The 25,209-nt window shown below is 70.6% G+C and carries 28 protein-coding genes; 17 read left to right on the plus strand and 11 right to left on the minus strand.

The features are described from left to right. Positions 1–1,845 (minus strand): serine/threonine-protein kinase, encoded by a 1,845-nt coding sequence (locus EWH70_RS05045; protein WP_165436150.1) that lies wholly within the window; start codon positions 1,843–1,845, stop codon positions 1–3. Next, positions 1,842–3,686 (minus strand): serine/threonine-protein kinase, encoded by a 1,845-nt coding sequence (locus EWH70_RS05050; RefSeq protein WP_130474040.1) that lies wholly within the window; start codon positions 3,684–3,686, stop codon positions 1,842–1,844. The genes EWH70_RS05045 and EWH70_RS05050 overlap by 4 nt, the downstream gene beginning before the upstream one ends. A gap of 164 nt (positions 3,687–3,850) precedes the next feature. Here EWH70_RS05050 and EWH70_RS05055 point away from each other — a divergent pair, with 164 nt between their 5' ends. Together EWH70_RS05055 and EWH70_RS05060 are read left to right on the plus strand one after the other, a co-directional pair. After that, positions 3,851–4,159 (plus strand): hypothetical protein, encoded by a 309-nt coding sequence (locus EWH70_RS05055; protein WP_130474041.1) that lies wholly within the window; start codon positions 3,851–3,853, stop codon positions 4,157–4,159. Beyond that, the gene (locus EWH70_RS05060; protein ID WP_130474042.1) at positions 4,156–5,274 is read left to right on the plus strand and encodes a transglycosylase SLT domain-containing protein; all 1,119 of its coding nucleotides are present in this window, start codon (positions 4,156–4,158) and stop codon (positions 5,272–5,274) included. The genes EWH70_RS05055 and EWH70_RS05060 overlap by 4 nt, the downstream gene beginning before the upstream one ends. 369 nt (positions 5,275–5,643) lie before the next feature. Here EWH70_RS05060 and EWH70_RS05065 read toward each other — a convergent pair whose 3' ends face one another. Then, complete coding sequence (locus EWH70_RS05065) at positions 5,644–6,225, minus strand: L,D-transpeptidase (protein WP_130474043.1); 582 nt, start codon at positions 6,223–6,225, stop codon at positions 5,644–5,646. A 273-nt stretch (positions 6,226–6,498) separates the two neighbouring features. Between EWH70_RS05065 and EWH70_RS05070 the strand changes: the two genes are divergently transcribed. Both EWH70_RS05070 and EWH70_RS35390 read left to right on the plus strand, forming a co-directional pair. Then, complete coding sequence (locus EWH70_RS05070) at positions 6,499–7,659, plus strand: pyridoxal phosphate-dependent aminotransferase (RefSeq protein ID WP_130474044.1); 1,161 nt, start codon at positions 6,499–6,501, stop codon at positions 7,657–7,659. An 85-nt stretch (positions 7,660–7,744) separates the two neighbouring features. After that, entirely contained in the window at positions 7,745–7,915 is a 171-nt protein-coding gene (locus EWH70_RS35390; RefSeq protein ID WP_165436151.1) for a hypothetical protein, read from the plus strand. On the opposite strand, the gene EWH70_RS05075 is transcribed toward EWH70_RS35390, so the two are convergent. From EWH70_RS05075 to EWH70_RS05090, 4 genes are all read right to left on the minus strand, one after another. Continuing rightward, positions 7,912–8,703 (minus strand): SAM-dependent methyltransferase, encoded by a 792-nt coding sequence (locus EWH70_RS05075; protein WP_240686803.1) that lies wholly within the window; start codon positions 8,701–8,703, stop codon positions 7,912–7,914. The genes EWH70_RS35390 and EWH70_RS05075 overlap by 4 nt on opposite strands. After that, positions 8,700–9,530, minus strand: coding sequence for an SAM-dependent methyltransferase (locus EWH70_RS05080; RefSeq protein ID WP_130474046.1), 831 nt, complete (start codon positions 9,528–9,530; stop codon positions 8,700–8,702). Before EWH70_RS05080 ends, EWH70_RS05075 begins: the two co-directional genes overlap by 4 nt. A gap of 89 nt (positions 9,531–9,619) precedes the next feature. After that, complete coding sequence (locus EWH70_RS05085) at positions 9,620–10,198, minus strand: HAD family hydrolase (RefSeq protein WP_130474047.1); 579 nt, start codon at positions 10,196–10,198, stop codon at positions 9,620–9,622. Between the two features lie 9 nt (positions 10,199–10,207). Beyond that, positions 10,208–11,233, minus strand: a complete 1,026-nt coding sequence (locus EWH70_RS05090) for a threonine aldolase family protein (protein ID WP_130474048.1) — start codon at positions 11,231–11,233, stop codon at positions 10,208–10,210. Positions 11,234–11,371: 138 nt separating this feature from the next. Between EWH70_RS05090 and EWH70_RS05095 the strand changes: the two genes are divergently transcribed. From EWH70_RS05095 to EWH70_RS05135, 9 genes are all read left to right on the plus strand, one after another. Beyond that, entirely contained in the window at positions 11,372–11,878 is a 507-nt protein-coding gene (locus EWH70_RS05095) for a SigE family RNA polymerase sigma factor (protein ID WP_130474049.1), read from the plus strand. Beyond that, positions 11,871–12,572 (plus strand): hypothetical protein, encoded by a 702-nt coding sequence (locus tag EWH70_RS05100; protein WP_130474050.1) that lies wholly within the window; start codon positions 11,871–11,873, stop codon positions 12,570–12,572. Before EWH70_RS05095 ends, EWH70_RS05100 begins: the two co-directional genes overlap by 8 nt. Before the next feature lie 28 nt (positions 12,573–12,600). Then, the gene (locus EWH70_RS05105; RefSeq protein ID WP_130474051.1) at positions 12,601–13,194 is read left to right on the plus strand and encodes a TetR/AcrR family transcriptional regulator; all 594 of its coding nucleotides are present in this window, start codon (positions 12,601–12,603) and stop codon (positions 13,192–13,194) included. A gap of 19 nt (positions 13,195–13,213) precedes the next feature. Next, positions 13,214–14,641: an adenylosuccinate lyase gene (purB, locus tag EWH70_RS05110; protein WP_130474052.1), complete on the plus strand. Its 1,428-nt coding sequence runs from the start codon at positions 13,214–13,216 to the stop codon at positions 14,639–14,641. A 417-nt stretch (positions 14,642–15,058) separates the two neighbouring features. Next, positions 15,059–15,874, plus strand: coding sequence for a substrate-binding periplasmic protein (locus EWH70_RS05115; RefSeq protein WP_130474053.1), 816 nt, complete (start codon positions 15,059–15,061; stop codon positions 15,872–15,874). Positions 15,875–15,886: 12 nt separating this feature from the next. After that, on the plus strand, positions 15,887–16,651 hold the full coding sequence (locus tag EWH70_RS05120) for an ABC transporter substrate-binding protein (protein WP_130474054.1): 765 nt from the start codon (positions 15,887–15,889) through the stop codon (positions 16,649–16,651). Next, positions 16,652–17,386: an amino acid ABC transporter permease gene (locus tag EWH70_RS05125; RefSeq protein WP_130474055.1), complete on the plus strand. Its 735-nt coding sequence runs from the start codon at positions 16,652–16,654 to the stop codon at positions 17,384–17,386. After that, positions 17,383–18,111, plus strand: coding sequence for an amino acid ABC transporter ATP-binding protein (locus tag EWH70_RS05130; RefSeq protein ID WP_130474056.1), 729 nt, complete (start codon positions 17,383–17,385; stop codon positions 18,109–18,111). The genes EWH70_RS05125 and EWH70_RS05130 overlap by 4 nt, the downstream gene beginning before the upstream one ends. 10 nt (positions 18,112–18,121) lie before the next feature. Then, positions 18,122–18,937, plus strand: coding sequence for an MOSC domain-containing protein (locus tag EWH70_RS05135; RefSeq protein ID WP_205669029.1), 816 nt, complete (start codon positions 18,122–18,124; stop codon positions 18,935–18,937). Here the strand turns inward: EWH70_RS05135 and EWH70_RS05140 are convergent. Next, the gene (locus EWH70_RS05140; RefSeq protein ID WP_130474057.1) at positions 18,915–19,709 is read right to left on the minus strand and encodes a hypothetical protein; all 795 of its coding nucleotides are present in this window, start codon (positions 19,707–19,709) and stop codon (positions 18,915–18,917) included. The genes EWH70_RS05135 and EWH70_RS05140 overlap by 23 nt on opposite strands. Beyond that, entirely contained in the window at positions 19,684–20,469 is a 786-nt protein-coding gene (locus tag EWH70_RS05145) for an SAM hydrolase/SAM-dependent halogenase family protein (protein ID WP_130474058.1), read from the minus strand. Before EWH70_RS05145 ends, EWH70_RS05140 begins: the two co-directional genes overlap by 26 nt. Before the next feature lie 67 nt (positions 20,470–20,536). Between EWH70_RS05145 and EWH70_RS36585 the strand changes: the two genes are divergently transcribed. From EWH70_RS36585 to EWH70_RS05155, 3 genes are all read left to right on the plus strand, one after another. Continuing rightward, positions 20,537–20,635 carry a putative leader peptide gene (locus EWH70_RS36585; RefSeq protein ID WP_338078560.1) on the plus strand — a complete coding sequence of 33 codons (99 nt, stop codon included), beginning with the start codon at positions 20,537–20,539 and terminating at the stop codon, positions 20,633–20,635. A gap of 89 nt (positions 20,636–20,724) precedes the next feature. Next, a complete protein-coding gene (locus EWH70_RS05150) occupies positions 20,725–21,624 on the plus strand; it encodes a sulfite exporter TauE/SafE family protein (protein WP_130474059.1) in 900 nt (299 codons plus the stop codon). A gap of 62 nt (positions 21,625–21,686) precedes the next feature. Beyond that, positions 21,687–22,442, plus strand: a complete 756-nt coding sequence (locus EWH70_RS05155) for a DUF2334 domain-containing protein (RefSeq protein WP_240686804.1) — start codon at positions 21,687–21,689, stop codon at positions 22,440–22,442. Here EWH70_RS05155 and EWH70_RS05160 read toward each other — a convergent pair. Further along, positions 22,364–22,999, minus strand: coding sequence for an MBL fold metallo-hydrolase (locus EWH70_RS05160; protein ID WP_130474060.1), 636 nt, complete (start codon positions 22,997–22,999; stop codon positions 22,364–22,366). The genes EWH70_RS05155 and EWH70_RS05160 overlap by 79 nt on opposite strands. A 26-nt stretch (positions 23,000–23,025) precedes the next feature. Next, a complete protein-coding gene (locus EWH70_RS05165; protein ID WP_130474061.1) occupies positions 23,026–23,970 on the minus strand; it encodes an ArsR/SmtB family transcription factor in 945 nt (314 codons plus the stop codon). A 69-nt stretch (positions 23,971–24,039) separates the two neighbouring features. Here EWH70_RS05165 and EWH70_RS05170 point away from each other — a divergent pair, with 69 nt between their 5' ends. Continuing rightward, the gene (locus EWH70_RS05170) at positions 24,040–25,185 is read left to right on the plus strand and encodes an MFS transporter (RefSeq protein ID WP_240686805.1); all 1,146 of its coding nucleotides are present in this window, start codon (positions 24,040–24,042) and stop codon (positions 25,183–25,185) included. The last annotated feature ends 24 nt before the right edge of the window (positions 25,186–25,209 follow it).

Raw genomic sequence — 25,209 nt, forward strand, 5'->3', positions numbered from 1 at the left:
CTAAACCTTCGGAAGCTTCGGCAGCACGGCTTTCGCCAGCGTGCTGACCTGTTCACAGCTGCGTTCGCGGGAGCCCGCGGCGTAGGACACGGTGATGTTCTCCGTGCGGTACTCGCTGACCTTGCGGTGCACGATCGTGAGCACACAGAGGCCCTTCGCCCCACCATCCTTGTTCCGGTACACCGGCACCGGGACGCCAATGTCGAACGGCTCGAGATCCTGGTCGGTCGCCGGGTCGTTCCCGCGCTCGTAGGCAAGGGCCAGCGTCTGTGACGTCTCCCACTCGCACCGGTAGAGACCGTTCCGCTCGACCTCGGTCACGATGCCGACGACCGGTTCGACGGCCGCCTTGTCGAGCACGGCACACGGATCGGTGGCCGCCAGCGACGCCGGATCGGGCTGCCGGGCCGCCTGGCCGTTGCGTAGCCGGGTCAGCACCTTGGCGAGTAGTGTCCTGGCGACGTCGCACCGTCCCTCGGCGTTGTCGGCGTTGCGGACGAGGACCGCGAGGTCGGGGGCGGTGGGCAGCTGGATCAAGGCTTCGCAGGCGGAGCCAGCCTCCTCATCGAGTCGCACGGGCATACCCTCGATCGGCTCCGGCGCGGGAATCAGACCGCGCGGCGTGAACTTGGCGGCCAGCCGCACCTCGACACGTCGGTCGTTCTCGGTCTCGTACTCGCAGTGGTTCAGGTAGAAGACCTGATCAGCCCTCGCTGCGAATTCGCCCAGCCCGGAGACCCTCTCGGGTAACGCGGCGCAAGGATCAGCGGTGCGCAGCCGGTCGGGCCGGAGCACGTCGGCCGCGGATGCGTTCGGCGGAGGCTCCGGCGGCTCGCTGTACCAGTTGACTGTCGCGACGACGGTGATCGTGGCCGCGGCGAGCAGGAGTGCGGCGACCACGGCTCCGACCGCGAGTGCGGCGCGGGACTTCTTCTTCGGTGGCGTCGGTGGTGGCAGCGGCATGGCCAGTGCCGCGTGTACCTGCGCCTGCTGGTCGGCGATGAGCCTGCCGACGGCGGGCGGCCACCGGACGGGGCCGGGCGCGTTGTGGCCGAGGAAGTCGATGATCTGCGTCGGAGTTGGCCGGTGGGCGGGGTGCTTGGCCAGGCACGGCTCGATCAGTTGCCGCAGCTCCGGTGGTACGGCGGCGAGGTCGGGCTGGGTGTGCACCAGGTTGTACAGCGTCTGCGGGGTCGACTCGCCGAGGAACAGACTCTGCCCGGTCGCCGCCAGCACCAGCAGCACGCCGAGGCTGAACACGTCGCTGGCCGGAGTGAGCGGCCTGCTTTCGGCCTGCTCGGGCGACATGAACGCGGGTGAGCCGATGACCGCGCCGGTGCTGGTCAGCTCCGAGCCGCCCTCGGTGGCGCGGGCGATCCCGAAGTCGATCACGCGAGCACCGTCGACGGTGAGGATGACGTTGCTGGGTTTGAGGTCGCGGTGGATCAGCCCGGCCCGGTGGATGTCCGCCAATGCCGCCGCCAGTCCGGCCGCCAGGTGACGGATGGTCGGTACCGGCAGCGGGCCGGTGGCGTCGACGGCTTCCCGCAGGCTCGGGCCGGTGACGAACACCGAGGCCAGCCACGGTGTCGCGGCCTCGGGGTCGGCGTCGAGGACGGCGGCGGTGTAGGCGCCGGAGACGCGGCGGGAGGCGTCGACCTCCTGCCGGAACCGCGAGCGGAACCCGGAGTCGGCCGCGAACTCGGCGTGCACCTGCTTGACCGCGACCAGCCGTCCGTCCGGTGCCAGCCCGAGCAGGACCCGGCCCATGCCGCCCTCGCCGAGTGCGGCGACCAGGCGGTACGGGCCCGCCTGGCGGGGTTCGGTCGGGGACAGCGGCTTCATGGCTTGGGAAGTTTCGGGATGATCGTCGCGGCGAGGTCGCGCAGATTCTGGCAGATGGTCTGTGGCGGCACGCCCGTCCCAGCGCCGTCGTAGCTGAGCGCCACGATCTCGACCCACGAGTCGTCGAACGGGCGGTGTGCCCACGCGAGCCGGCAGCCACCGTTGCCCGGACTGACCTCGTCGACCTGCTGGTACGCGGTGATCCCGGCGACCTGGACAGGCTGGGACTCGTCCTCTCTGCCTGGGTCGATCCCCGTGTCGAGGCTTACCGACAATGGTCCGGCGAACTGCCACTTGCATTCGTGGAGCTTGTTCGGGCCGGAGGTCGTCGCCGTGCCGAACAGGCGGGCCGTGGTCGCCGGGTCGGGAAGCGCGCACGGGTCGGTCGTCTGGAGAGTGCCCTGCGGCAGGTGGCCTGCCGCGCTGCCACTGCGGATGACCCGGATGGCCTCGGCAAGCATGGACCGCGCGGTCTTGCAAGCGGCCTCCGGTTTGCGGTGTTCGAAACCGACCGTGGCCGAGATACCCAGACTGGGGACATCGACAGTCGGCGTCATCGCCTGGCAGGTCTTGTTCCCGTCGACGCCGCGCATGATGAGCGGCCTGCCCTCCACCTGTTCCGGCGGCCCCGGCGAGTCATTGCTCACCTGCTGATAGCCAAGACCGAGGTCGACGGTTATGCCGTCGGGAAGTTCCAGGCCGCACCTGGCGAACCGGCTGGTGGGCTTGGCCTTGAGCTGTCCTCCGGGCTCGACGTGACGGCCGTCTAGCACCTTGCACGGGTCGGTGCGGCGCAGGTTCGGCGTGGCCAGCGGGTCCGGGTTGGGCTGTGTGGTGCTGGTGGGCGGCGGCGGTGCCGCGATGGTGGTGTTCGGCGTGGTGGCCTCGTCGCCGCTGAGCGTCAGCCCGACGATAGTGGCGGCAGCGGCCACGACGACCGTTCCAGCCGCCACGGCCATCAGCGGTCCTGTGCGGCGGCGCCGGGGCTTGAGCGCGGCGGCGACCGCGGCCCGCTGGTCGGCGACCGCGGCGTGGACGGCGGGTGGCCACGGTCGTGCGGTCGGCGGAATCTGGCCGAGGTGGGCCAGGATCTGCTCGGGCGTGGGGCGCCGGGCGGGGTCCTTGGCCAGGCAGGCCGCGGCCAGGTCGGCGAAGGGAACCATTCGCAGGTCGGGCTGCTGGTGGACGATGTTGTACAGCGTCTGCGGGGTGGAGGCGCCGGCGAACGGGCTGTGCCCGGTAGCGGCCATGACCAGCAGTGAGCCGAGGCTGAAGACGTCGCTGGCCGGCGTGAGCTGCCTGCCCTCGGCCTGCTCGGGCGACATGAACCCGGGCGAGCCGATGACGCTGCCGGTATGGGTGAGTTCGGACGCCCCCACCGCGGCACGGGCGATGCCGAAGTCGATCACGCGCGGTCCGTCGTCGGTGAGAATGACGTTGCCCGGCTTGAGATCGCGGTGGATCAGGCCCGCCCGGTGAATCTCGATGAGTGCCGACGCGAGCCCGGCGGCCAGGTAGCGGATGGACTCCGGCGGCAGCGGAACGGCGTCCCCCAGCGTCGGCCCGTTGACGAACACCGAGGCCAGCCAGGGTGCCGGAGCCTCGGGGTCGGCGTCGAGGACGGCGGCCGTGTAGGCGCCGGCCACTCGCCGCGAGGCGTCGACCTCGCGCCGGAAGCGGGACCGGAACGTCGGGTCCTGCGCCAGGTCGGGCCGGATCTGCTTCACCGCCGCCAGGCGTCCGTCCGGCGACAGCCCCAGCAGCACGCGCCCCATGCCGCCCTCGCCCAGGATGGCCACGACGCGGTACCGGCCGATGTGGACGGGCGCCAGCGGTTTCACCCGGCTAGGTTACAAAGCCCGGAGAGCTGTCACTGTCGTGCCTTCCTCTGCGCGAAAGGCCCCCGGCGCGACGCGTCAACCCATAAAGTGTGACGTGGGAACCGCCAGGTCGACGGGTGCGTCTGACCGGCGGAAGCGAGAAGGCTTGAAGGGGATGAGCTGCCGTGCCTGTGTACGACCCCGAGTCGATGGGAATCGTCGCCGGTCAGGTCGAGCGCCTGAAGGACGAGTTCGACAAGACCAAGGGCAAGGTCAAGGGCGTCGAGGGGGAGAGCCCGTTCGGGGAGATCGAGGGCGCCGAGGACGCCCCGAACGGCGTCAGCACCTTCCACAACAACATGAACGCCGAGTTCGACGCCGGCGCACGCATCATGACCGAACTGGGGACCGCGCTACGCAAGGCGGCGGGGCTGATCGCTGAGACCGAGCAGGTCCACAAGGACAACCTGAAGGTGAACGGGCAGGGGATATGAGCCTGGGAATGCCGCCCAACTGGCCTGACGTCGAGGGCAAGGCCAAGCAGGTCGAGAAGGTCAAGCCGACCGAGATCCAGGCGGTGGCCGACCAGTTCAACACCGCGTCGAGGGACGCAGGCGATCACACCCAGGCGCTGACCAACGCCACCAACGCCCTGAACTCCGGGGTGTGGGACGGACCGGCCGCGGAGGGCTTCTTCAACTATGTCCGCGAGGTCAGCAAGGCGGGCACCAAGGTCAAGGACAAGCTGGACGAGGCCGCCAGAGAGCTGACCGCGCTCCAGGAGAAGCTCACCACCCTCAAGCGTGAGATCGAGTCCACCCAGGCCGATGCGAAGGCGGAGATCGAGGGCAGGAACAAGACGGCCGAGGCGGAAGCCGCGACGGCCAGGGCCGCTGCCGAAGCCCACCAGAAGGATCCGAGCAAGCCCCCGCCCGCGAAGGACGCCGCCACCATCGAGGCGGAGGCCATTCAGGCGAACACCAAGACGGCTACCGCGGCCTCCGAGAAGATGAAAGGCCTGCTCGACCAGGCCAACACCGCTATCGCCCAGGCACAGAAGCTGATGAAGACCGAGATCGAGGGCGGCTACTCGAAGGTGCCCCCGATCGGCAGCGGCGGTTCCGCGCCCAGCCGTAACGGCGGCATCAACAGCGGCAGCGGCTACTCCGGTTCCGGCGGGGGCGGCGGCAGCTCCGGCGGTGGTGGCGGTCTCGGGCCGAGCGGTGGCCCGCCGAGCAGCGGCCCGCCGCCTGGCAACGTCGACCAGTGGATCCGCGAGGCCATCAAGATCCTGCAGGCCAACGGCGTCCCGGTCACCGAGGACAACATCGACGAGATCTGGACGATCATCGAGAAGGAGTCCGGCGGCAACCCGCACGCCATCAACAACTGGGACTCCAACGCCGCGAAGGGCACGCCGTCCAAGGGCCTGATGCAGTGCATCGACCCGACGTTCCAGGCACACAAGCTGCCCGGCCACGACGACATCTACAACCCGGTGGACAACATCATCGCCGGTGTCCGGTACACGTTCGACCGCTACGGCGGCTTCGAGGGCCACCCCGGCCTGAAGTCGATGGCGGGCGGCGGCGGTTACCAGGGCTACTGACGCACCCGGCGCCGCCGCTACGGGGTCCTCTCATTTGCCGTGAAGGGGGCCCTCACGGCATCAGACGCCGTGAGGGCCCCCTTCACGGCACAGGCGGCGCGGGTGGCTTGTCTCGTTCGTGGTGGCCGGTGGGGCTGCTGAGCCCGCTGTGACCGTTGTGCTCACAGAGGTCGCTACACCCGGGCCGGGAAGCTCATGAAGGCCACCTTCATCCCGTCAGACGACACAAACTCGGCCTTCACGCCAACCCATACCCCACACCCGCAGCCAACGGCACCATGCTTGCGCGGCTCGCAACCAAAGGGCCCCTCGCAACAGCGCCGCAGCCGCGCGGTCTCCGGAACGTACGACTCGCACCGACCGCTGAAGCTACCGGACCACCTGCACGGCGTCGCCGTTGCTCAGCGTCGAGAAGTACTTCGCGGACGCGGCCGGGGACAGGTGGATGCAGCCGTGCGACTGCTGCGACAGGCTGCCGGTGTGGAAGGCGATGCCCGGGATGAAGAACACCGAGTTCGGCATCGGGGCGTCGAACTGCCTGCTGTGGTAGTTCTTCACCTTCGAGATCACCCGGAACGTCCCGACCGGCGTCGCGTGCCCCTTCTTGCCCGCCGTGATCTTCACCGGCCCGTAGACGACCTTGCCGTTCTCGATCAGCCACGACTTCTTCGCCGAAAGGTCCACGCAGGCACCCGACGTGATCGAGCAGGGCACCCCGGGCGCGGGCGCGGGCTTGGGCTTCTCCTTCTTCGCGACCGGCTTCGGCGTGGCCGAACTGGTCGGCGGTGCGGGCGAGGACGAGGGCGACTCGGCGACCGGAGCCGGATCAGCCGGGGCGACCGGCGCCACCGGAGCAGGCACCGCCGACCCACCGGCAGGCGTGCTCTGTCCACAGGCCGCCAGCACGGCCGCCGCGGCGATCCCCGTCACCGCCACCAAGAGCTTGCGCATCCCCAACCCCCAAGTCGTTCTTGATCCCCTCAACCGTCAAGACGCCGCTGGGCCGAATCCGTTGCACCACTCAGGTCACGAGTGGATGACAGCGTCCCAGGAGTGCGCTGAACGACCCCGCCCTGCTGCGCGGCGCCCAGGCGACGCCTCGCTGCGTTGTCGGATCGCCCGAGTACGGTCCAGTACGAGGGCGATCCTCCGCCTTGCGAGGCGGCGCCTGGATCACCGCTCGCGACGAGCGGGGTCGTTCAGCACACTCCTAGGCTGACAGCCATGTTCGGACCCTCCAGCAGGGCGGACGTGCCGCCCTTCCACGTGATGGACGTCCTGTCCGCGGCACAGGCCCGGCAGCGCAGCCACGGCGACATGCTGTCGCTGGCCGCGGGCCAGCCCAGCGCCGGAGCACCCCGGCCGGTGGTCGAGGCGGCCGAGCGCGCGCTTCGTGCCGGCGACCTCGGCTACACCGTCCAGCTCGGCATCCCCGAGCTGCGGGAGGCCGTCGCGGCGCACTATGACCGCTGGTACGACCTGCCGGTGAGCCCGGACGACGTCATCGTCACCACCGGGTCGTCGGGCGGGTTCATGCTGTCCTTCCTCGCCGCCTTCGACCGCGGTGACCGGGTGGCGATGGCGCGTCCCGGCTACCCGGCCTACCGCAACCTGCTCTCGGTGCTCGGCTGCGAGGTCGTCGAGTTCGCCACCGACGAGCGCACCCGCTTCCAGCCGACCACCGACCTGCTCGACGAACTCGGCCCGATCAAGGGCCTGGTCCTGGCCAGCCCGAGCAACCCGACCGGCACCGTGCTCCCACCCGGCGAGTTGGCCGCCATCGCGGGCTGGTGCGCCTCGCACGGCGTCCAGCTGATCAGCGACGAGATCTACCACGGCATCACCTACGAGGCCGAAGCCTCCTGCGCCTGGCAGACCAGCACCGAGGCGATCGTGCTCGGCTCGTTCTCCAAGTACTTCGCGATGACCGGCTGGCGGCTCGGCTGGATGCTGGTGCCGCGACGGCTGCACCGCGCGGTCGACGTGCTCACCGGCAACCTGACGATCTGCCCGCCCGCGCTCGCCCAGCGCGCCGCCGTCGCGGCGTTCACCCCCGAATCCTACGCCGAGCTGGACGGCCACGTGGCGCACTACCGCACCAACCGCGACCTGCTGCTGGACGGCCTGCGCGGCATCGGCCTGGACCGGACGGCACCGGTCGACGGGGCGTTCTACGCCTACACCGACGTCTCCACGCACACCACCGACAGCCTGTCCTGGTGCCAGCGCCTGCTCGCCGACACCGGGCTGGCCATCACCCCGGGGATCGACTTCGATCCTGTCGACGGTGGCCGGTTCGTCCGGCTGTCGTTCGCCGGGGCGACGGCCGACCTCACCGAAGCCGTCACGAGGCTGGGAGCCTACCTCGGGGGAACCCGGGGATAACCCTGAAACTCGACGTCGACGCGGGTGTTCCCACCGCGGGCATGGCAGCCTCGGAGGTGGGACTCACACACCTGCGGAGGATGCCATGTTCTGGAAGATCGTCGGAGCGCTCATCGCCATCTGGCTGGCGTTCACCGTGCTCGGCTTCGTGTTCGAAGGCCTCTTCTGGCTGGCGGTCATCGGCGGCGTCCTGTTCGTCGGCACCGCCGCGTACGGCGCGATCAAGGGCCGCAAGGACCCGAAGCGCCTGCCCTAGTTCTTCCGCGCCACGCCACCGAGCGTCGCGAAGTTCAACGGCTTCAGCGGGGTGTACCTCGGCCCGTCCGGCCACCATTCGTGCAGGTAGGTCAGGCCGGGCGGGACCAGCTCCAGCCCGTCGAAGAAGCCTTCGATCTGCTCGCGTGCGCGTGGCGTGACGCCGATCGCCGTGTCGCGGAACGTCCTGGTGACCGCACGCACCGCGTCCCTGGTCTCGCCGCTGTCCTCGGGCTCGAGCAGGTGCGTGAGCGCGACGTACGACCCCGGGGCCAGTTTGTCGACATAGTTGCGCAGCACCGCCCTGGCCTGGTCGTAGTCGGGCAGGTGGTGCAGCACCCCGCTGACGATCAGCCCGACGGGCTGGCCCAGGTCGAGGTGCTTGGCGATGACCGGGTCGGACAGCGTCTCCTCGGGCCGGGTCAGGTCGCTTCCCGCCACGTGCGTGTAGTCGTTGTCCAGCAGCAGCGCCCTGGAGTGCGCCTGCACCACCGGGTCGTTGTCCACGTAGACGACCCGCGCGTCCCGGTTGGTCTTCTGCGCGACCTCGTGGGTGTTCTGCGCGGTCGGCAGGCCGGAGCCGAGGTCGATGAACTGCAGAATCCCGATCTTGTCGGCGAGGTACCGGACGGTGCGCAGCATCCAGTGCCGGTTCTCCCCGGCGACGGTCTTCGCCTCCGGAACGACCCTGACCAGCCGTTCCACCAGGTCACGTTCGGTCTGGTAGTGGTCGCTGCCGTCCAGGAGGGCGTCGTAGATGCGGGCGAGGTTCGGCCTGTCGTTGGTCACGGTTTGCGCGCCACCCCTCCCAGCGTGATGAAGTTGAGTTTCTCCAGCGGGGTCGTCCGAGGCCCGTCCGGCCACCATTCGTGCAGGAACGACAAGCCCGGTTCGACCAGCTCCAGGCCTTCGAAGAAGGAGCCGATCTCCTCCCGGGTGCGGTACACCGTGTCCAGCCCGGTACCGCTGAATCGCTGCTCCAGGCTGCGGGCGACCTCACTCCACTCGCTGCCGTCGGCCGCGTCGAACTGGTGGGCCAGCACCAGGTAGGACCCGGGTGCCATGGCCTCGGTGTAGGCGTGCACGACCTTGCGTGCCATCGCCAGGTCGGGAATGTGGTGGATGACCGCGCACATAATCAGCCCGATCGGCCGGTCCAGGTCGAGGTGCTTGGCGATCACCGGATCGCTCAGCGTCTCCTCCACCTGGGTGAGGTCGGCGCCGGCGATGTGCGTGAAGTCGTTCTCCACCAGCAGGGCCCTGGCGTGTGCCTGCACCACCGGGTCGTGGTCGACGTAGACGACCGTGGCCTCGGCGTTGTTCTTCTGCGCCACCTGGTGGGTGTTCTGCGCCGTCGGCAGGCCGGAGCCCAGGTCGAGGAACTGGTCGATGCCGACCCGGTCGGCCAGGAACCGCACCGTCCTGATCAGCCACTGCCGAGCCTCGAGCGCCATGGCGGGCGCCTCCGGCACGAACTCCATTATCTGCCGCAACACCGCCCGGTCGACCTCGTAGTGGTCGTGTCCACCCAGCAGCGCGTCGAACACCCGCGCGATGCTCGGCTGATCGAAGTCGATCTGAACCGGCGCGCGGTCGTCGCTTGCGGAGGTGGTCATCGACACCCCAGACGGGCCAACGGGCGACACGGACGGTGCTCAGTTTATGACATGGCGCACAGCGTGAGTATGCGGTTCACCGACGCGCCCTAATCCAGGACCTCATGAGCCGTGGCGACACCCAGCCAGCGGTGTGCCCGCAACCCCGCCACTCGCGCTCCGTCCACATTGGACTGGCGGTCGTCGAAGAACAGGCAGTCGCCGGGTTCGGCGCCCAGTCGTTCGACCAGCAGTTCGAAGATCTGCCGGTCCGGCTTCGCCATGCCGAGGTCCCCGGAGAACAGCAGGTGACGGAAATGCCTGGTCCAGGGCTGCTTCTCGACCCAGCGGCCGAACGAGGACGAGGCGTTGGACAGCAGCGCCAGCGCGGCACCGGCCTCGTCGAGTGCCTCCAGCAGTTCGATGACCGCGGGATCGGTCCGGCCCCATCCCTCGACGTCGATCTCGGCCAGTTCCTCGGCGAACCGGGCGTCGACCGCGACGCCCAGCTGGTCACCGACGGCCTGCCAGTACTCCAGGTCGGTGGTGCCCCGGTCGTAGTCGTCCCGGTGTGCCCAGTACGCCTGCTCGAACCCGCCGAGCGGAACGCCGAGCCGGTTCGCCAGGTCGGGCAGCGCGGTCGTCCGCTGCACGATGACCTCGCCGTAGTCGAAAACCACCCAGTGCACGCATACTCCCTAGTTGTCGGAGATCCGCAGCAGAGTCTCGTCGATGTCGGCTGTCGTGGTGTCCCGGTGAGTGACGAAGCGCACCCTGCCGCCCATCGGCCCGGCGAGCACGCCCAGCGTCCGCAGCCTGGCCAGGGTCAGCTCCATGTCGGCGACCTCGGCGAGGACGATGTTCGTCTGCGGTGGAACGACGGTCCAGCCCAGCTCGGCGAGGCCGTCGGCGAGGCGGCGCGCGTTGACGTGGTCGGTGTCCAGCTCGTCGATCCGGTCCAGCCCGGCCAGCCCGGCCGCGGCCAGCACACCGGCCTGCCGCATGCCGCCGCCCAGCATCTGCCGCACCCGCCTGCCCTCCTCGACGAACTCGGCCGTGCCCGCGACCACCGAGCCCGCCGGCGCGCCGAGCCCCTTGGACAGGCACGCGGACACGGTGTCCGCACCGACCGTCAGCGCACCGGGTGGCAGATCCAGCGCGACCGCCGCGTTCCACAGCCGGGCGCCGTCGAGGTGCACCTTGAGCCCGGCCTCCCGCGCGGTGGCGACCAGCCGGGCGTGCTCGTGTGGTGGCGTGACCGCGCCGCCCGCCGCGTTGTGCGTGTTCTCCAGGCAGAGCAGCGTGGTGTGCAGCTGGTAGTACGCGGCGCCACGGGCGCCGATCGCGGCGGCCAGCGTGCCCGGTGTCGGACGGCCGGGGCCCGCGTCGTGGGGCAGCGCGTGCGGCATCCCGCCGGCCAGCCAGGCCGCCGAGCCCAGCTCGTTGGCCAGCACGTGGGCACCCTCCGTGGCGAGAAATCGGTCGCCGCGGCGGAGGTGGACGGTCAGCGCGACCAGGTTCGCCATCGTCCCGGTCGGCACCCAGAGTGCCGCGGGAGCGCTGAGCAGTTCGGCCGCCCGTTCCTCCAGTGCTCTGACCGTCGGGTCGGCGTCGAGGACGTTGTCGCCGACTTCCGCTGCCGCCATCGCCGCACGCATGCGGTCGTCGGGGAGGGTGACGGTGTCGGATCGCAGATCGATCGTTGCGTTCGCACTGAAGGTCACGGTTGGATCACATCACACCGTTAGTAAAGCGTTCAACGGCGAGCGCTCGAGTAGATCCATCGGCCGGACCATGCAACCGTGGAGAGGTTGCGGTCCGTCTTCCCCCACGAACAACCCAACGAGCGGAGAGCCAACCGCGTGAACCAGCGCGACGAGGAGGAGTTCGCGGAGTACTTCGCGGCCAAGCGCGACTTCGCGCGCCGGACCGCGTACCTGCTCTGTGGCGACTGGCACCGGGCCGACGACCTGGCTCAGACGGCGTTCGTCGCGTTGCACCGGCGCTGGCGCAAGATCAGGGACCGGGCGGCGACCGACGCCTACCTGCGCAAGACGCTGGTCCGCGCGGCCATCGACGAGTCCCGGCGGCCGTGGCGGCGGGAGCGGCAGGTCGAGGAACTGCCCGAGGCGCCGGCAGGCGAGCGGGTCGACGACCGGGTGGCCACCCGGCAGGACCTGCTGGACGGCCTGCGCAGGGTGCCGCCGAGGCAGCGTGCGGTGCTGGTGCTCCGGTACTTCGAGGGGTTGGACGTCAGCGGAGTCGCCAAGGCACTCGGCTGCAGCGAAGGGACCGTGAAGAGCCAGACCGCGCGTGGGTTGGCGAACCTGCGCGACGAGCTGGGCGAGGAGGTGGACACACATGGATGACCGCGAACTGGAGACGCTGTTCCGGACGGCGCCCGGTGACGCCCCCGCGCCCACGTTCACCCTCGACGACGTGACCGCCCGGTCGCGCAGGCAGACCGCGCGCCGCCGGTCGACGATCATCGCCGCCTGCGGCTTCGTCGTGGTGGTCGGGCTCGGTGCCGGTGTGCTCGGCCTGGCCGGATCGACCGAGCAGACGGCCAGTGCCCCGGGGATGGCGCAGCAGGAGCAACCCAACGGGGTACCCGCGCGTCCACCTGAAGACCGCGTACCCATGGAAATGGAAAGTGTCCCTCCCCAGTCGCCCATGCAGGGGGGCACTGGGACAGGGGATAACGGCCCTCGGGCCGACAGCACCTTCGGGTGCGACAAGGTGGACCGGGAGCTCGCCACCGCCCTCGCTGGCGAGCTCCCGGCCACCGGATCGACCGAGGCGTCACCCGGTCGTGTGTGTACGACGGGCGCCCGTTCCGCCGGGTTCCCGGTCGCCGGCGGGTTCGTCTCGGCCACCGTCTTCCCGCCCGGTACGACCGTCCAGCTACCGCCGCTGACCAACGGGGCGCTTCCGGTCGAGACGTTCGGCGCCTCGGGCAGGCGGATCCTGGTGTTGAGCGAGCCCGCGCCCGGTTCGTCCGTTCCGCCGGTGGCCGAACGGGACGCCCAGCGGATCGCCGATACGCTGGCCGCACGTTTCTGATCGGCCCCTACCTGGCAAAATGAGCTGAATGACCGCAGCCGCGAGTACCCCGAAGGGCGAGCGCAGGCGCGCCGAGCTGGTCGAGGCGGCGGCCGCGTTGCTCGCCGAGAGCGGGTTCGACGCCATCCGGCACCGGGCGGTCGCCGAGCGGGCCGGGTTACCGCTGGCGTCCACGACGTACTACTTCGGTTCCCTCGAAGAGCTGGTCACCGCGGCCGTCGAACGGCACTCCCGGCGCGAACTCGCCAACGGCAGGGCCTGCCTGGAGCGGATGGAGCCCGGTGCGCGGGACGTCACCGCGCTGGTGGACCTGGTGCTGGAGCTGCTGCTCGGTCCCGTCCAGGACGACCACGAGGCCGACGCGGAGGCGGTGCTGCTGCGGTACGAGCGGCTGGTCGCCACCGGCAGGCGGACCTACCTGCGCCCGCTGATGCGGACCCTGTCGGCCGAGCTGAACCAGCTGCTCACGGAGATCTTCGCCCGTGCGGGGGCGCCGAAGGAGCCGGCCGAGCTGGAGCGGCTGGTCGCGCTGGTCGACGGCGCGGTGGTGAACGCCCTGATCGCCGTCGACCCGAACCCCCGCGCCGCCGCCGTCCGGATGCTCACGACGGCGCTGTCGTGAGGCCATTTACGCTGGCACCGTGAGTAAGCCGCGCATTCCCAACGTTCTCGCCGGTCGCTACGCCTCGGCCGAGCTGGTGGCGCTCTGGTCGCCCGAGTACAAGGTCCGGCTGGAGCGCGAGCTCTGGCTGGCGGTGCTGCGGGCGCAGCGCGAGCTGGGCGTCGACGTTCCCGACGGCGTCATCGAGGACTACGAGCGGGTGCTCGACCAGGTGAACCTCGACTCGATCGCCGCACGCGAGCGCGTCACCCGGCACGACGTGAAGGCGCGGATCGAGGAGTTCAACGCCCTCGCCGGTCACGAGCACGTCCACAAGGGAATGACCTCGCGCGACCTCACCGAGAACGTCGAGCAGTTGCAGTGCCGGCGTTCGCTGGAGCTGGTGCGCGGCCGTGCCGCGGCGGTGCTGAGCAGGCTGGCCGCGCTCGCCGTCGAGCACTCCGACCTGGTCATGGCAGGCCGGTCGCACAACGTCGCCGCGCAGGCGACCACGCTCGGCAAGCGGTTCGCCACCGCGGCCGACGAGCTGCTCGTCGCGTTCGAGCGGCTGGAGCAGCTCATCGCGCGTTACCCGCTGCGGGGCATCAAGGGTCCGGTCGGCACCGCGCAGGACATGCTCGACCTCCTCGGCGACCAGTCCACTGTGGACCGTTTGGAGGACAGGGTTGCCGAGCACCTCGGGTTCGACCGCAGGTTCACCAGCGTCGGCCAGGTGTATCCGCGCTCGCTGGACTTCGACGTCCTGTCCACCGTGGTCCAGCTCGCGGCGGCGCCGTCCAGCCTGGCCAAGACGATCCGGCTGATGGCCGGGCACGAGCTGGTGACCGAGGGCTTCAAGCCGGGCCAGGTCGGCTCGTCGGCCATGCCGCACAAGATGAACACGCGTTCCTGCGAGCGGGTCAACGGCCTCGCCGTGGTGCTGCGTGGCTACCTGTCGATGGTCGGCGAGCTGGCCGGTGACCAGTGGAACGAGGGCGATGTGTCCGACTCGGTGGTGCGCCGGGTCGCGTTGCCGGACGCGTTCTTCGCGCTGGACGGCCTGTTCGAGACGTTTCTCACGGTGCTCGACGAGTTCGGCGCCTACCCGGCGGTCGTCGGCCGGGAGCTGGCGCGTTACCTGCCGTTCCTGGCCACCACCAAGGTGCTGATGGCCGCGGTGCGCGCGGGCGTCGGCAGGGAGACCGCGCACGAGGCGATCAAGGAGAACGCCGTCGCCGTCGCGCTGGCGATGCGCGAGGAGGGCAGCGGGGAGAACGACCTGGTCGCGCGGCTCGCCGCAGACGACCGGTTGCCGCTGGACGCGGGCGACCTGGACAAGCTGCTGGCCGACCCGCTGTCGTTCGCCGGGCTCGCACCGGCGCAGGTGGAGACCGTCGCGCGGCGGGTGGCCGACGTCCTCTCCCGCTACCCCGAAGCGGCGGCGTACGTACCGCAGCCAATCCTCTAGCGGCGGCGCGGCCGAGCGTCAAAGCACGTGAAGGCCACCTTCATTACATGAGACGTCAGGGCCTCGGCGAAGTCGTGGGCAGCGACGGCCTGGGCCGTCGGCAGGGGCGCCATGGTTGCGTCTTGCGCAAGTATGGTGCCGTTGGTGGCAGCAAGGTGCCGGGGGTGTTGTCTCGTTCGTGGTGGCTGGTGGCTGGTGGTGTGGGTGTGCTGGCTGGTGCCGGTGTGGCAGGTGTGCCCGCGTAGCGGGTTCGCGTCGGGTACGTGAAGGTGGCCTTCACGAGCCGCAGCCGATCCTCTAGTGACCAAGCCCACCACGGGCTTTTCACACTCTGGGACGAGGTTCGCCGGGCGGGCGTGATCCCTACTGTGGGCGCGAATCCCCGCGCCCACAGGCGCCCGAACCCTGGAATGACTGATGCGATCCATGCTGTCCCGAATACTGGCGGTCGCCGTCGCGAGTGCCGCCGTGCTCGCCGGCTGCGGCAGCGGCGAAGCCGCAGGCGGCACGCTGCGGGTGGGTACCCTCACCGACGCACCGCCGTCGATCTACCTGGAGAACGGCAACTACACCGGCTACGACAACGAACTGCTGCGCGAGATCGCCCGCCGGGAGGGCTTCCAGGTCGAGTTCGTCGGTACCGAGTTCGCCGGCCTGCTGGCCAATGTGGCCAACCACACGTTCGACATCGGCAGCTCGACGATCTCCACCACCGACGAGCGCAAGAAGACCGTGGCGTTCAGTAACGGCTACAGCACCGGCTTCACGACGATCGTCACCAGGAAGGGCGCGGGGCTGACCCAGGTCGGGCAGTTCGCCGGCAAGCGGATCGGCGCCGTGCAGGGTTCGGTGCAGGACGAGTTCGCGACGAAGAAGGTGCCCGGCGCGCAGGTCGTGCGGTTCCCCGACTACAACGCCGGTTTCGCCCAGCTGCGGAACGGGACGCTGGACGGCTGGGTGGTGCCCAAGGACATCGGGCACCGCTACCTGGAGCAGAACCCGAACGAACCGCTGGAGTTCGGATACACCGTCGAGACGAAGGACACGCCGTCGGCGTTCGCCGTGCGCAAGGGCAACACCGAGCTGCTGGACAAGCTCAACCGCGGCCTGGCCGCAGCCATCGCCGACGGCACGGTGAAGCGGCTGCACGCCCAGTTCTTCAAGAACGAACCGCTGCCTGCCGAGCTGGAGCCGGGCGGTCCCGGCCTGCCCGTCACCAACCCCGCGAGCTGAGTGAGGACGACCATGCGCAAGACAATCATCACCGTGCTCGCCGCCGCGCTGGCACTCGCCGGATGCGGCGGGGGCGACAGCGACACCCTGCGGGTCGGCACGCTCGGCGACGCGCCGCCGAACATCTACGTCGAGAACGGCAACTACACCGGGTTCGACAACGAGCTGCTCAAGGCCATCGCCGCCAAGCAGAACCTGAAGGTCGAGTTCTCCGCCACCGAGTTCTCCTCGCTGCTGGGGCAGGTCGCCAACGGGCAGTTCGACATCGGCAGCTCGGCCATCGCGCAGACCGACGAGCGGAAGAAGAACGTGGACTTCTCCGCGCCGTACAACTTCGAGGTCATGAGCATCCAGACGAAGGAAGGCTCGCCGGTCACCGACGAGGCTTCCCTTGCGGGCAAGCGGATCGCGGTGATCCAGGGCACGGTCGGCGACCGCTGGCTCACCACGACGGTGCCTGCCGCGCAGGCCGTCCGGTTCCCGGACTACGCCGCCGCACTCGGTGCGCTGAAGTCCGGTTCGGTCGAGGGCTACATTCTCGATCTGACCATCGCCGAGAAGAACGTCGCCGCCAACCCGGACGTCAAGCTGAAGGTCACCAAGTCGTTCACCACCGACGTCCCGCACGGGTTCGCCGTGCGCAAGGGCAACGGCGAGCTGCTCGGCAAGCTCAACGCCGGGCTGGAGCAGGTGATCGCCGACGGCACCTGGGCGCGGCTGCACCAGCAGTTCCTGCCGAGCGCCCCGGTCGACCCGCGGTTCCAGGGGAAGTCCTAAGTGGACATCTTTCTGGACACGTTCCTCAACTGGGACTACATCCTCCAGGTCCTCCCGGACCTGTTCGGAACCGGCCTGCTGAACACCCTGATCATCGCGGTCTCGTCGTCGGTGCTCGGCACGCTGCTGGGCATGGTGCTGGCCGTCATGGGCCTGTCCGAGCGTCGCTGGCTGCGCTGGCCCGCCCGGGTGTACACCGACATCTTCCGCGGGCTGCCGGCGATCCTGACCATCCTGGTGGTCGGACAGGGACTCGGCGTGCTGGCGCGGGATATCGTCGGCACCAACCCGTACCCGCTCGGCATCCTGGCGCTCAGCCTGATCGCCGCGGCCTACATCGGTGAGATCTTCCGGTCCGGCATCCAGAGTGTCGACAAAGGACAGTTCGAGGCCAGCCGTGCGCTCGGGATGAGTCACGGCAAGGCGATGCTGCTGGTCGTCATCCCGCAGGGCGTGCGCCGGGTGCTGCCCGCGCTGGTGAACCAGTTCATCGCGCTGGTCAAGGACTCCGCGCTGGTCTACTTCCTCGGGTTGCTCGTGTCGCAGCGGGATCTGTTCCGGATCGGGCAGGACCTGGCCGCCAACACCGGCAACCTGTCCCCGCTGGTCGCCGCGGGCCTGTTCTACCTGGCGATCACCGTGCCGCTGACGCACCTGGTCAACCACATCGACCGGCGGCTGCGGGACGGCAAGAAGGAACTGGACCTGGTCGCCAGCGGAAAGGTCACGGCATGACGGCGGCGAGCGTCGAACTACGCGGCGTCTCGGTGTCCTTCGGGACGCTGGAGGTGCTGCGTGGCGTCGACCTGAAGGTCGAACGGGGCAGGACGACGTGTGTGATCGGGCCGTCCGGCTCGGGCAAGTCCACGCTGCTGCGGGTGGTGAACCGGCTGCAGGAACCGGACTCCGGTGACCTGCTGCTGGACGGCGAGAGCGTCGTCCGCGCCGACCCTGACGCCCTGCGGCAGCGGATCGGCATGGTGTTCCAGCACTTCAACCTTTTCCCGCACCGGACGGTGCTGGACAACATCACCCTGCCGCTGCGCAGCGTGAAGCGGCTGACCAAGCCGCAGGCCGAGGAGATCGCCAGGACGAGGCTGGCCGAGGTCGGGCTCGCGGACAAGGCGCCCTACCGGCCCAGCGCGTTGTCCGGAGGGCAGCAGCAGCGGGTGGCCATCGCCAGGGCGCTGGCCATGGACCCCGAGGTGATGCTGTTCGACGAGGCCACCAGCGCGCTCGACCCGGAGCTGGTCAAGGGCGTGCTGGAGCTGATGGCCGGACTCGCCGAACGGGGCCTGACGCTGCTGGTCGTCACGCACGAGATGGGGTTCGCCCGCCAGGTGGCCGACCGCGTCGCGTTCATGGATCACGGCCGGATCGTCGAGGAGGGCACGCCGGCGGCCGTGTTCGACGACCCGGCGAGTCCCCGGCTCCAGAAGTTCCTTTCCCAGGTTCTCTAGGCTGGGCGGCGTGGCACGTATCGCATCGCTGTTCTACTACCCGGTCAAGGGCTGCGCGGGCACCCCGGTGACCAGCGCGGAGGTCACCCCGGCCGGGCTGCGGCACGACCGCACGTTCATGGCCGTCGGCGCCGACGGGTCGTTCCGCAGCCAGCGCCGCTACCCGGTGATGGCCACGATCCGGCCGCGGATCCTCGACGACGGCGCGCGGCTGGAGCTGGCCGCACCCGGCGTCGAGACACTGGTGCTGGACGTGCGCCGGGACGGGCCACGCCACGAGGGCAGCACGTTCACCTGGCAGGGCAAGGGCGTGCACCAGGGGCCGGAGGCCGCCGACTGGGTGTCGACCGTGCTGGGTGAGCCGTCGGTGCTGGTCGGCGTGGCCCCGGACCACGAGCGGGTGACCGCCGGGCTGACGCCGGGAACGGCGGTGTTCGCCGACGCGCACGCGCTGCTGGTCACCTCGGAGTCGTCGCTGGACGCGTTGAACGAGCGGATCGCGTCCGCGGGCGGTGAGCCGGTGCCGATGGCCCGGTTCCGGCCGAACATCGTGGTGTCCGGCTGGGCCGAGCCACACACCGAGGACCGGGTGCGCGCGATGTCGGCCGGCAGCGTCGGCATCGGGTACGCGAAGGACGCCGTGCGCTGCGTGGTCATCACGATCGACCAGGAGACCGGTGAGAAGCGCGGCCCCGAGCCGACCCGGACGCTTGCCGGGTACCGGCGTTCGCCGGACGGCGGTGTCACGTTCGGCATGAAGGGCGCCGTGACCCGGCCGGGGACGCTGTCGGTCGGCGACGAGATCACGGTGGCTGACTGGGCCTGAGCCGGGCCAGGAAGCCGTCGTCCGCCCGCCAGGCCCGGTCGCCGGCCGCGACCGTGCCGTCCCGGCCGGCGGTCACCTGCTCCAGGGGCACCGTGTCGATGCGTGGGTGCTGCCCGGTTTCCAGGTCGACGATCCACAGGACTTCGTCGTCGAGACCGAGAACGGTCCGCGGCTCGTTCGACAGGGTGGCGACCTGGATCTCCGGGATGATCTCGCTCCAGTGCCGGACGAGGTCGTCGCCGGACAGCGTTTCCGGCACCGGGGTGACCGTCCATTCCGGGCCCGGCGCGCCGGGCGCGGTCAGCAGTTCGACGAGGCACCGGTCGTAGAACTCCATCTCGCGTTCGGTGATCGGGGCGACGCCCGAGGCGGCCGCGAACACCATCCGGGCCGCCGCGCCGGGGCGCCACGGGTGGTAGGTGAACGTCCATTCCTCGTCGCCGATGGTCCGGCTGCGGCTGCAGCGGGGCAGGGCGAGCAGGCTGTCCCGGATCGGGGCCACCACCCTCGCCTTGGCCAGGTCGTCGACGACCGTGCTCACGAGTTCGTCGCCGTTCCAGCCTGCGAGGTCCAGGCACGCCGCGTCGGCGCCGACGGACGCGATCGTGGGGAACTCCCACCGCCGCAGGCCGCCGTCGTGGTCCAGGTAGACCGCGCGGTGGGTGACGTAGACCATGGCGCGGTCGCGGCCGACGTCGTAGGCGACGATGCGGTCACCGCGTGCCAGCAGGTGGCGGATGCGCCGTTCAGCGAGCCGGGTGATCAGTCCCATGCCCGGAACGTACCGTGATCAACCGGGTGCTGCCGACGTTCAGCGCCTCCGCCGCCGAGCCGCCGTTGACGGCCACGGCGAGGTAACCGGCCGAGTCGGTGAGCAGCACGGCTTCGCCGGGCTCGACGTCGGCGAACGTCCGCCCGGTCCGCGCCCGCAGGCTGACGGGTCCACAGTGGACGGTGACGGCGCCGCGGAGTTCCGTCGCGCGGGCGGCGAGCTGGACGTTGCCGAAGCCGTCGACGGTGCGGATCTCGGCCTCCAGCAGGCCGGGCTCCTCGTGGACGTGTGGCGGTGGCAGCTCGACGGGGTCGTCGATCCTGGGCCCGGCCGGAGCCTCGCCGAGGGCGAGCCGGGCGGCGGCCGGGGCGAAGACGTCCCGCCCGTGGAAGGTCGCCGACGCGGCACGGCTGGTGTCCAGTTCGTGGACCGCCAGGACGCCGCCGAGCTGTTCTGCTGCGGGCAGCAGCAGGCCGTTGTCCGGCCCGACGAGCAGGCCGTCACGTGCGGTGACGACGATCCCGCGCCGCGTCGTGCCGACGCCCGGGTCGACGACGGCGAGGTGGACCGACGGCGGCAGGTGGGCGACGGTTTGCGCGAGCACCGCGGCCCCGTGCCGCACCTGCTGTGCAGGGACCTGGTGGCTGACGTCGATGACCCGCACCGCCGGCGCGATGCGCGCGATCACCCCGTGACAGGCCGCGACGAACCCGTCCCCCAGCCCGTAGTCGGTGGTGAACGAAACCCACTCGTACGCCATGCGGGTCAGTCTTCCAGGATCTGGGAAGCGCTGGATCGGGGTGTTGACGTCTGCGACGATCGAGATCGTGGTGACGCGCTTGCACATCGTCGACAGGGTCGCGCTGGTCCAGCGCAGGCATGTCGACCTGCTGCGCGTCAATTCCGCGCTCTGCCGCACGTTCTGAGCTGACGCCGCCCGGCGGCGAGGCATCTCCCGGCTCGACTCCCCTTTCGATCCAGGCCGCCCACGCGGCCCTACCGAAGCCGAGGTCTCATGCGGTTCCTCATCCTGTTCGGACTGGCCGGGTTCCTGGCCCAACTCGTGGACGGCACGCTCGGGATGGCGTTCGGGGTCACCTCGACGACCACGCTGCTGGCCATCGGAACCACCCCGGCCGTGGCGTCGGCGGCGGTGCACCTCGCCGAGGTCGGCACCGCGCTGGCCTCCGGCGTCGCCCACTGGCGGTTCCGCAACATCGACTGGCGCACGGTCGGCATTCTCGCGCTGCCCGGCGCGGTCGGCGCCGTGCTCGGGGCGTACGTCCTGACCTCGCTGTCCACCGAGAGCGCGGCCGTCTGGATCACCACGATCCTGCTGATTCTCGGCCTCTACGTGCTGATCCGCTTCGCCTTCCTCCGCCTCGGCAAGCTGATCTCCGGCAAACGCCCCGGCGCGAAGTTCCTCGGTCCGCTCGGCCTGATCGCCGGGTTCGTCGACGCGACGGGCGGGGGCGGCTGGGGGCCGGTCGCCACCACGACGCTGCTGTCGTCGGGCAGGCTGGAGCCGCGCAAGGTCGTCGGCTCGGTCGACACCTCGGAGTTCATCGTCGCGCTGGCCGCGAGCGTCGGCTTCCTGTTCGCGTTGTCGGAGCAGGACAACCTCAACTACACGGTCGTGCTCGGCCTGATGATCGGCGGCATCATCGCCGCACCGCTGGCCGCCTGGCTGGTCCGCCGCATCCCGGCCCGCCTGCTCGGCGCACTGGCCGGCGGGCTCATCGTGTTCACCAACGCCAGGACGCTGCTCAAGGAGCTGGACGCGGCCGACGCCGTCTACACCGTTACCTACGCGGTCATCGTCGTGCTCTGGGCCATCGGCGTGTACGCGGCCGTCCGGGCCGTCCGCGAGGAGAAGCGGCTGGAGAAGCCCGAGCCGGAGCCGGTCGCCTCCTGAGTTTCCTCGGGCATCCACCCCGATGTCGACTCGCCGTCACCACGGTCGTGCTCACTGTAGGGGTGGATGCCCGTCTGCTGGTCTCGCTGTCCGGGGTGCGTGCCCGGACCCTGCACCTGTGTGCCGACCTCGCGGCCGAACTGGACCACCGGTCGGTCCCGTTGTCCATCCTGTTCACCCCGCCGTCGGACGACGAGGATCCGGCCGTCGCGGCCTGGCTGCGGCAGCGGTCCCGGGCCGGTGACGGGATCCTGCTGCACGGCTACGACCACAGCGTCCCGCCGAGTTCCCGCGCCGTGACGCTGGGCCGCCGCGCGGAGTTCGCCGACCTGCCCGCACACGAGGCCAGGCTCAGGCTCATCGCCGCGACGGCCGCACTCGACCGCGCCGGCCTGCACGCCGAGGGCTTCGCCCCACCGCGCTGGCTGGCCTCCCGCGGAACGCTCGCCGCCCTACGGGAGCGCGGGTTCCTGTTCTGTGCCGACACGAGCAGCGTGCGGGACCTGCGGACCGGCGTGGTGCGCCGCGCCAGGGTGCAGGGCTTCGGCAGCCAGCGGCAGCGCACCGAGACGCTGCGGTGCTTCGCGCTGGTGCTGTGGGCGGCGCGGGCCGCCCGCCGGGGTGGGCTGGTCCGGCTCGGCGTCGACGCCGGTGACCTGACCAGGCCCGGCCGCAGGCAGGCGTTCCTCGACGCGGTGGACCAGGCGCTGGAGCAGGGCGCCACCGGGTCGACCTACGCTCAGACGCTCACCGGCTCGCCGGACGGCAGCGGCCTGACCTCGGTGCCGTCCGGGGCGAGGTTGGTGAACAACCCGTAGTGCATGGCCGGGTTGGCCAGCACCGCCTCGTGGATCGGCACGGCCACCCTCGGCTTGACCGTCCGCATGAACTCGACGGCCTCGCTCGCCTTCAGCCACGGCGCGCCGGTGGGCAGGCCGAGCACGTCGACCTCCTCGTCCGGCACGAAGAACGCGTCGCCGGGGTGGTAGAACGCGCCGTTGTCGACGAGGTAGCCGACGTTCGGGATGGTCGGTATGTCGACGTGGATGGTCGCGTGCTGACCGCCGACGGCGGTGAGCGTCGTCGAACCGAAGGTCAGCCGGGTGCCGGGTTCGGCGGTCCGGGACGCCAGGCCGAGCTTCTCCACCAGCTCGGCAGAACCCGGGTCGGTGATCAGCTGGGCGTTCGGGTTGGCCGACAGCAGGCCGGGCAGCCGCTCGGAGTCGACGTGGTCGAAGTGCTGGTGGGTGATGACGACGGCGTCCAGGTCGCGCACGTTCTCGAAGCCGGTGGAGAAGGCGCCAGGATCGAACAGGACGCGGGCGTCGGCCGTCTCGGCCAGCACGCAAGCGTGTCCAAAGTGGACGAGTTTCATCGAATCATCCCCTTCTGGAAACCACCCTACGGGCGGACGAGAAGGTCGCCAACCCGAGTGCGCCGGTACCGCACCTCACGGCCGTGCCTGCTGGTCTCCAGCAGCCCGGCGTCCCGCAGCGCGGTGAGGTGTTCGGACACCGTGCCACGAGAAAGGCCCAGCCGCGTGGCGAGCGCTGCGGTGCCCGCCGGCTCGCCGAGCAGGCACAGTAGCGACGCCTTGGTGCGGCCGACGACCGCCGCCAGGCTGTCCGGTGCCGCCGGTTCGGCCGACCACAGTGAGGCGACTCCGCGTGCCGGGTACACCAGCGTCGGCTGCCACGGCGGCACCATGATCACGCCGGCCGTCGGCCAGGCGAACACGCTGGGCAGCAACAGCAGGCCACGCTCGTCGAGTGCCAGCCTGCTGCGGGTCGCGCTGCGGACCGTCACGACGTCGTTCACCAGCCTGATGTTCGGGTGCAGGCCGGCGAGCGCCAGCGCGACGCCGCCCTCGCCGAGCCGCCGCGACCGGTGGTCGACGTCGGCCAGCAGCACGTCCCGCAGCCGGGGCCAGTGCGGCGCGATCAGCTCGTGCCACGCCAGCTCCATCTGGTCGGCCAGCAGGTCGCGGGCCGTCGCCGGATCGCCGGGCAGGCCGCTCAGGTCGGCGTCCACCATGGACAGCTCCAGCGCGACCTGCTCCGGCGGCGTGCCACGTAACTCGGCCAGCTGATCGTCGACGGTGGTGCGCCGGTCGCGTGGCGGCGGGCTGAGGAACTCGGTGACGTAACGTCCGGCGCCCAGCACCGCGAACAGCTCGGCCACCGGCAGCGCGCGGGCCCGCTCGGCCGACTCCCGCAGCCAGGGCAGGCTGGACGGATGGCGCCTGCGGCCGAGCACCGTCCGGATGGCGCCGAGTGCCTCCTCCAGCGGCGAGATGGCGAGCCGCACCCGCCCCGCGGCGGCAGGCGTCAGCACCAGCTCGATCACGACCGCTCCAGGATTCGGGTATTTCCGAATCAGTATCCGCGTCCGGCGGCGCGACGAACACTCGGCGGCATGACTTCACCCATGTACTGGCGTTGGTCGGCCGCGGCCCAGTTCGCCCGGCTTCCTGCCGGGATGGCGCCGCTGGCCTACACGATCCAGGCCACCGCCACCACGGGTTCGTACCGGCTGGGCGGCGTGCTGATGGCGGTGTTCGTCGCCGCGGAGATCGCCGGTGCCGTCCCGGTCGGCAGGCTGCTCGACCGCATCGGGCCGAGCCGGGGCCTGGTCGCACTGCTGGTCTGCGCCGCCACCGGGATGGCCGGCCTGGCGACGGCCGCGGCACTCGACGCCCCGCCCGCGTGGCTGCTGGCGTTCGTGCTGGTGCCCGGCGTGATCACCGGCGGACTGTCCGGCGGCCTGCGTAGCCTGCTCGTGCTCACCGTCGAGCCGGACCGGCTGCCCAGGGCCATCGCACTGGACACGACGATCGTGGAGGCGGTGCTGATCGCCGGACCGACGCTCGTCGCCCTCGCGGCCACCGCCGGCCCGTTCGTGCCGCTGATCGTCATGACCGGGTCCTACCTGGTGTCGGCACTGCTGGTGCCGCGCCTGCGGGGGCTGCCCGAGACTGCCGGTGAACAGCCGAAGTTGCCGCTACGTGCCGCACTGGGCTGGCTGGCCTGCGTGTTCTCCGTCGGTCACCTGCTGTCGACGCTGGAGGTGGCGACCCTGCCGCTGGCGCGGCGGGTCGGTGGCGGGGAGGGCGTCGCGGCGTTGCTGGTGGTCGTGCTGTCCGGCGCGAGCATCGTCGGCGGTCTGCTGTACGCCTGGCGTGGTGAATCCCTGCGGGCCGGGGCGGCCGTCCGGGCGCGGGTGCTGCTCGCCGGGTTCGTGGCCGGCGCGCTGGCCGTGTCGCTGTGGCCGGGCTGGCCGGGACTGCTGTCCGGCCTGGCGCTGGTCGGGCTGTGCACGGGGCCGCTGGTGACCGTCGCCGTCGTCGAACTGCAGGCAATACTGCCGCCCCGGCGGCGGTCGGAGGGCTTCTCGGTGTCGTTCGTGGTGCAGGCGAGTGGCTTCGGCCTCGGTTCGCTCACCGTGGGTGTCCTGCCGCTGTGGCTGGCCCCGCTGCTCGGCGGAGCCAGTGCGCTGGTCACCTGTGGGATGCTGGGGGTGAGGTCCCGCCAGACTGTTGGCAGCGCGCCAGCAGCCTCGTAGCCTGGGACGGAGCCGACCCTGGGA

This window comes from Amycolatopsis suaedae (assembly GCF_004214935.1).
Lineage (GTDB): Bacteria > Actinomycetota > Actinomycetes > Mycobacteriales > Pseudonocardiaceae > Amycolatopsis > Amycolatopsis suaedae.

Excerpts from the sequence above, each read along its gene's own strand:
- EWH70_RS05045 (WP_165436150.1), bottom strand. The coding sequence starts at position 1,845 with ATGAAGCCGCTGTCCCCGACCGAACCCCGCCAGGCGGGCCCGTACCGC.
- EWH70_RS05070 (WP_130474044.1), top strand. The coding sequence starts at position 6,499 with ATGTTCGGACCCTCCAGCAGGGCGGACGTGCCGCCCTTCCACGTGATG.
- EWH70_RS05100 (WP_130474050.1), top strand. The coding sequence starts at position 11,871 with ATGGATGACCGCGAACTGGAGACGCTGTTCCGGACGGCGCCCGGTGAC.
- EWH70_RS05115 (WP_130474053.1), top strand. The coding sequence starts at position 15,059 with ATGCGATCCATGCTGTCCCGAATACTGGCGGTCGCCGTCGCGAGTGCC.
- EWH70_RS05130 (WP_130474056.1), top strand. The coding sequence starts at position 17,383 with ATGACGGCGGCGAGCGTCGAACTACGCGGCGTCTCGGTGTCCTTCGGG.
- EWH70_RS05170 (WP_240686805.1), top strand. The coding sequence starts at position 24,040 with ATGACTTCACCCATGTACTGGCGTTGGTCGGCCGCGGCCCAGTTCGCC.
- EWH70_RS05140 (WP_130474057.1), bottom strand. The coding sequence starts at position 19,709 with ATGGGACTGATCACCCGGCTCGCTGAACGGCGCATCCGCCACCTGCTG.
- EWH70_RS05150 (WP_130474059.1), top strand. The coding sequence starts at position 20,725 with ATGCGGTTCCTCATCCTGTTCGGACTGGCCGGGTTCCTGGCCCAACTC.
- EWH70_RS35390 (WP_165436151.1), top strand. The coding sequence starts at position 7,745 with ATGTTCTGGAAGATCGTCGGAGCGCTCATCGCCATCTGGCTGGCGTTC.
- EWH70_RS05060 (WP_130474042.1), top strand. The coding sequence starts at position 4,156 with ATGAGCCTGGGAATGCCGCCCAACTGGCCTGACGTCGAGGGCAAGGCC.
- EWH70_RS05160 (WP_130474060.1), bottom strand. The coding sequence starts at position 22,999 with ATGAAACTCGTCCACTTTGGACACGCTTGCGTGCTGGCCGAGACGGCC.
- EWH70_RS05145 (WP_130474058.1), bottom strand. The coding sequence starts at position 20,469 with ATGGCGTACGAGTGGGTTTCGTTCACCACCGACTACGGGCTGGGGGAC.
- EWH70_RS05065 (WP_130474043.1), bottom strand. The coding sequence starts at position 6,225 with ATGCGCAAGCTCTTGGTGGCGGTGACGGGGATCGCCGCGGCGGCCGTG.
- EWH70_RS05080 (WP_130474046.1), bottom strand. The coding sequence starts at position 9,530 with ATGACCACCTCCGCAAGCGACGACCGCGCGCCGGTTCAGATCGACTTC.
- EWH70_RS05105 (WP_130474051.1), top strand. The coding sequence starts at position 12,601 with ATGACCGCAGCCGCGAGTACCCCGAAGGGCGAGCGCAGGCGCGCCGAG.
- EWH70_RS05120 (WP_130474054.1), top strand. The coding sequence starts at position 15,887 with ATGCGCAAGACAATCATCACCGTGCTCGCCGCCGCGCTGGCACTCGCC.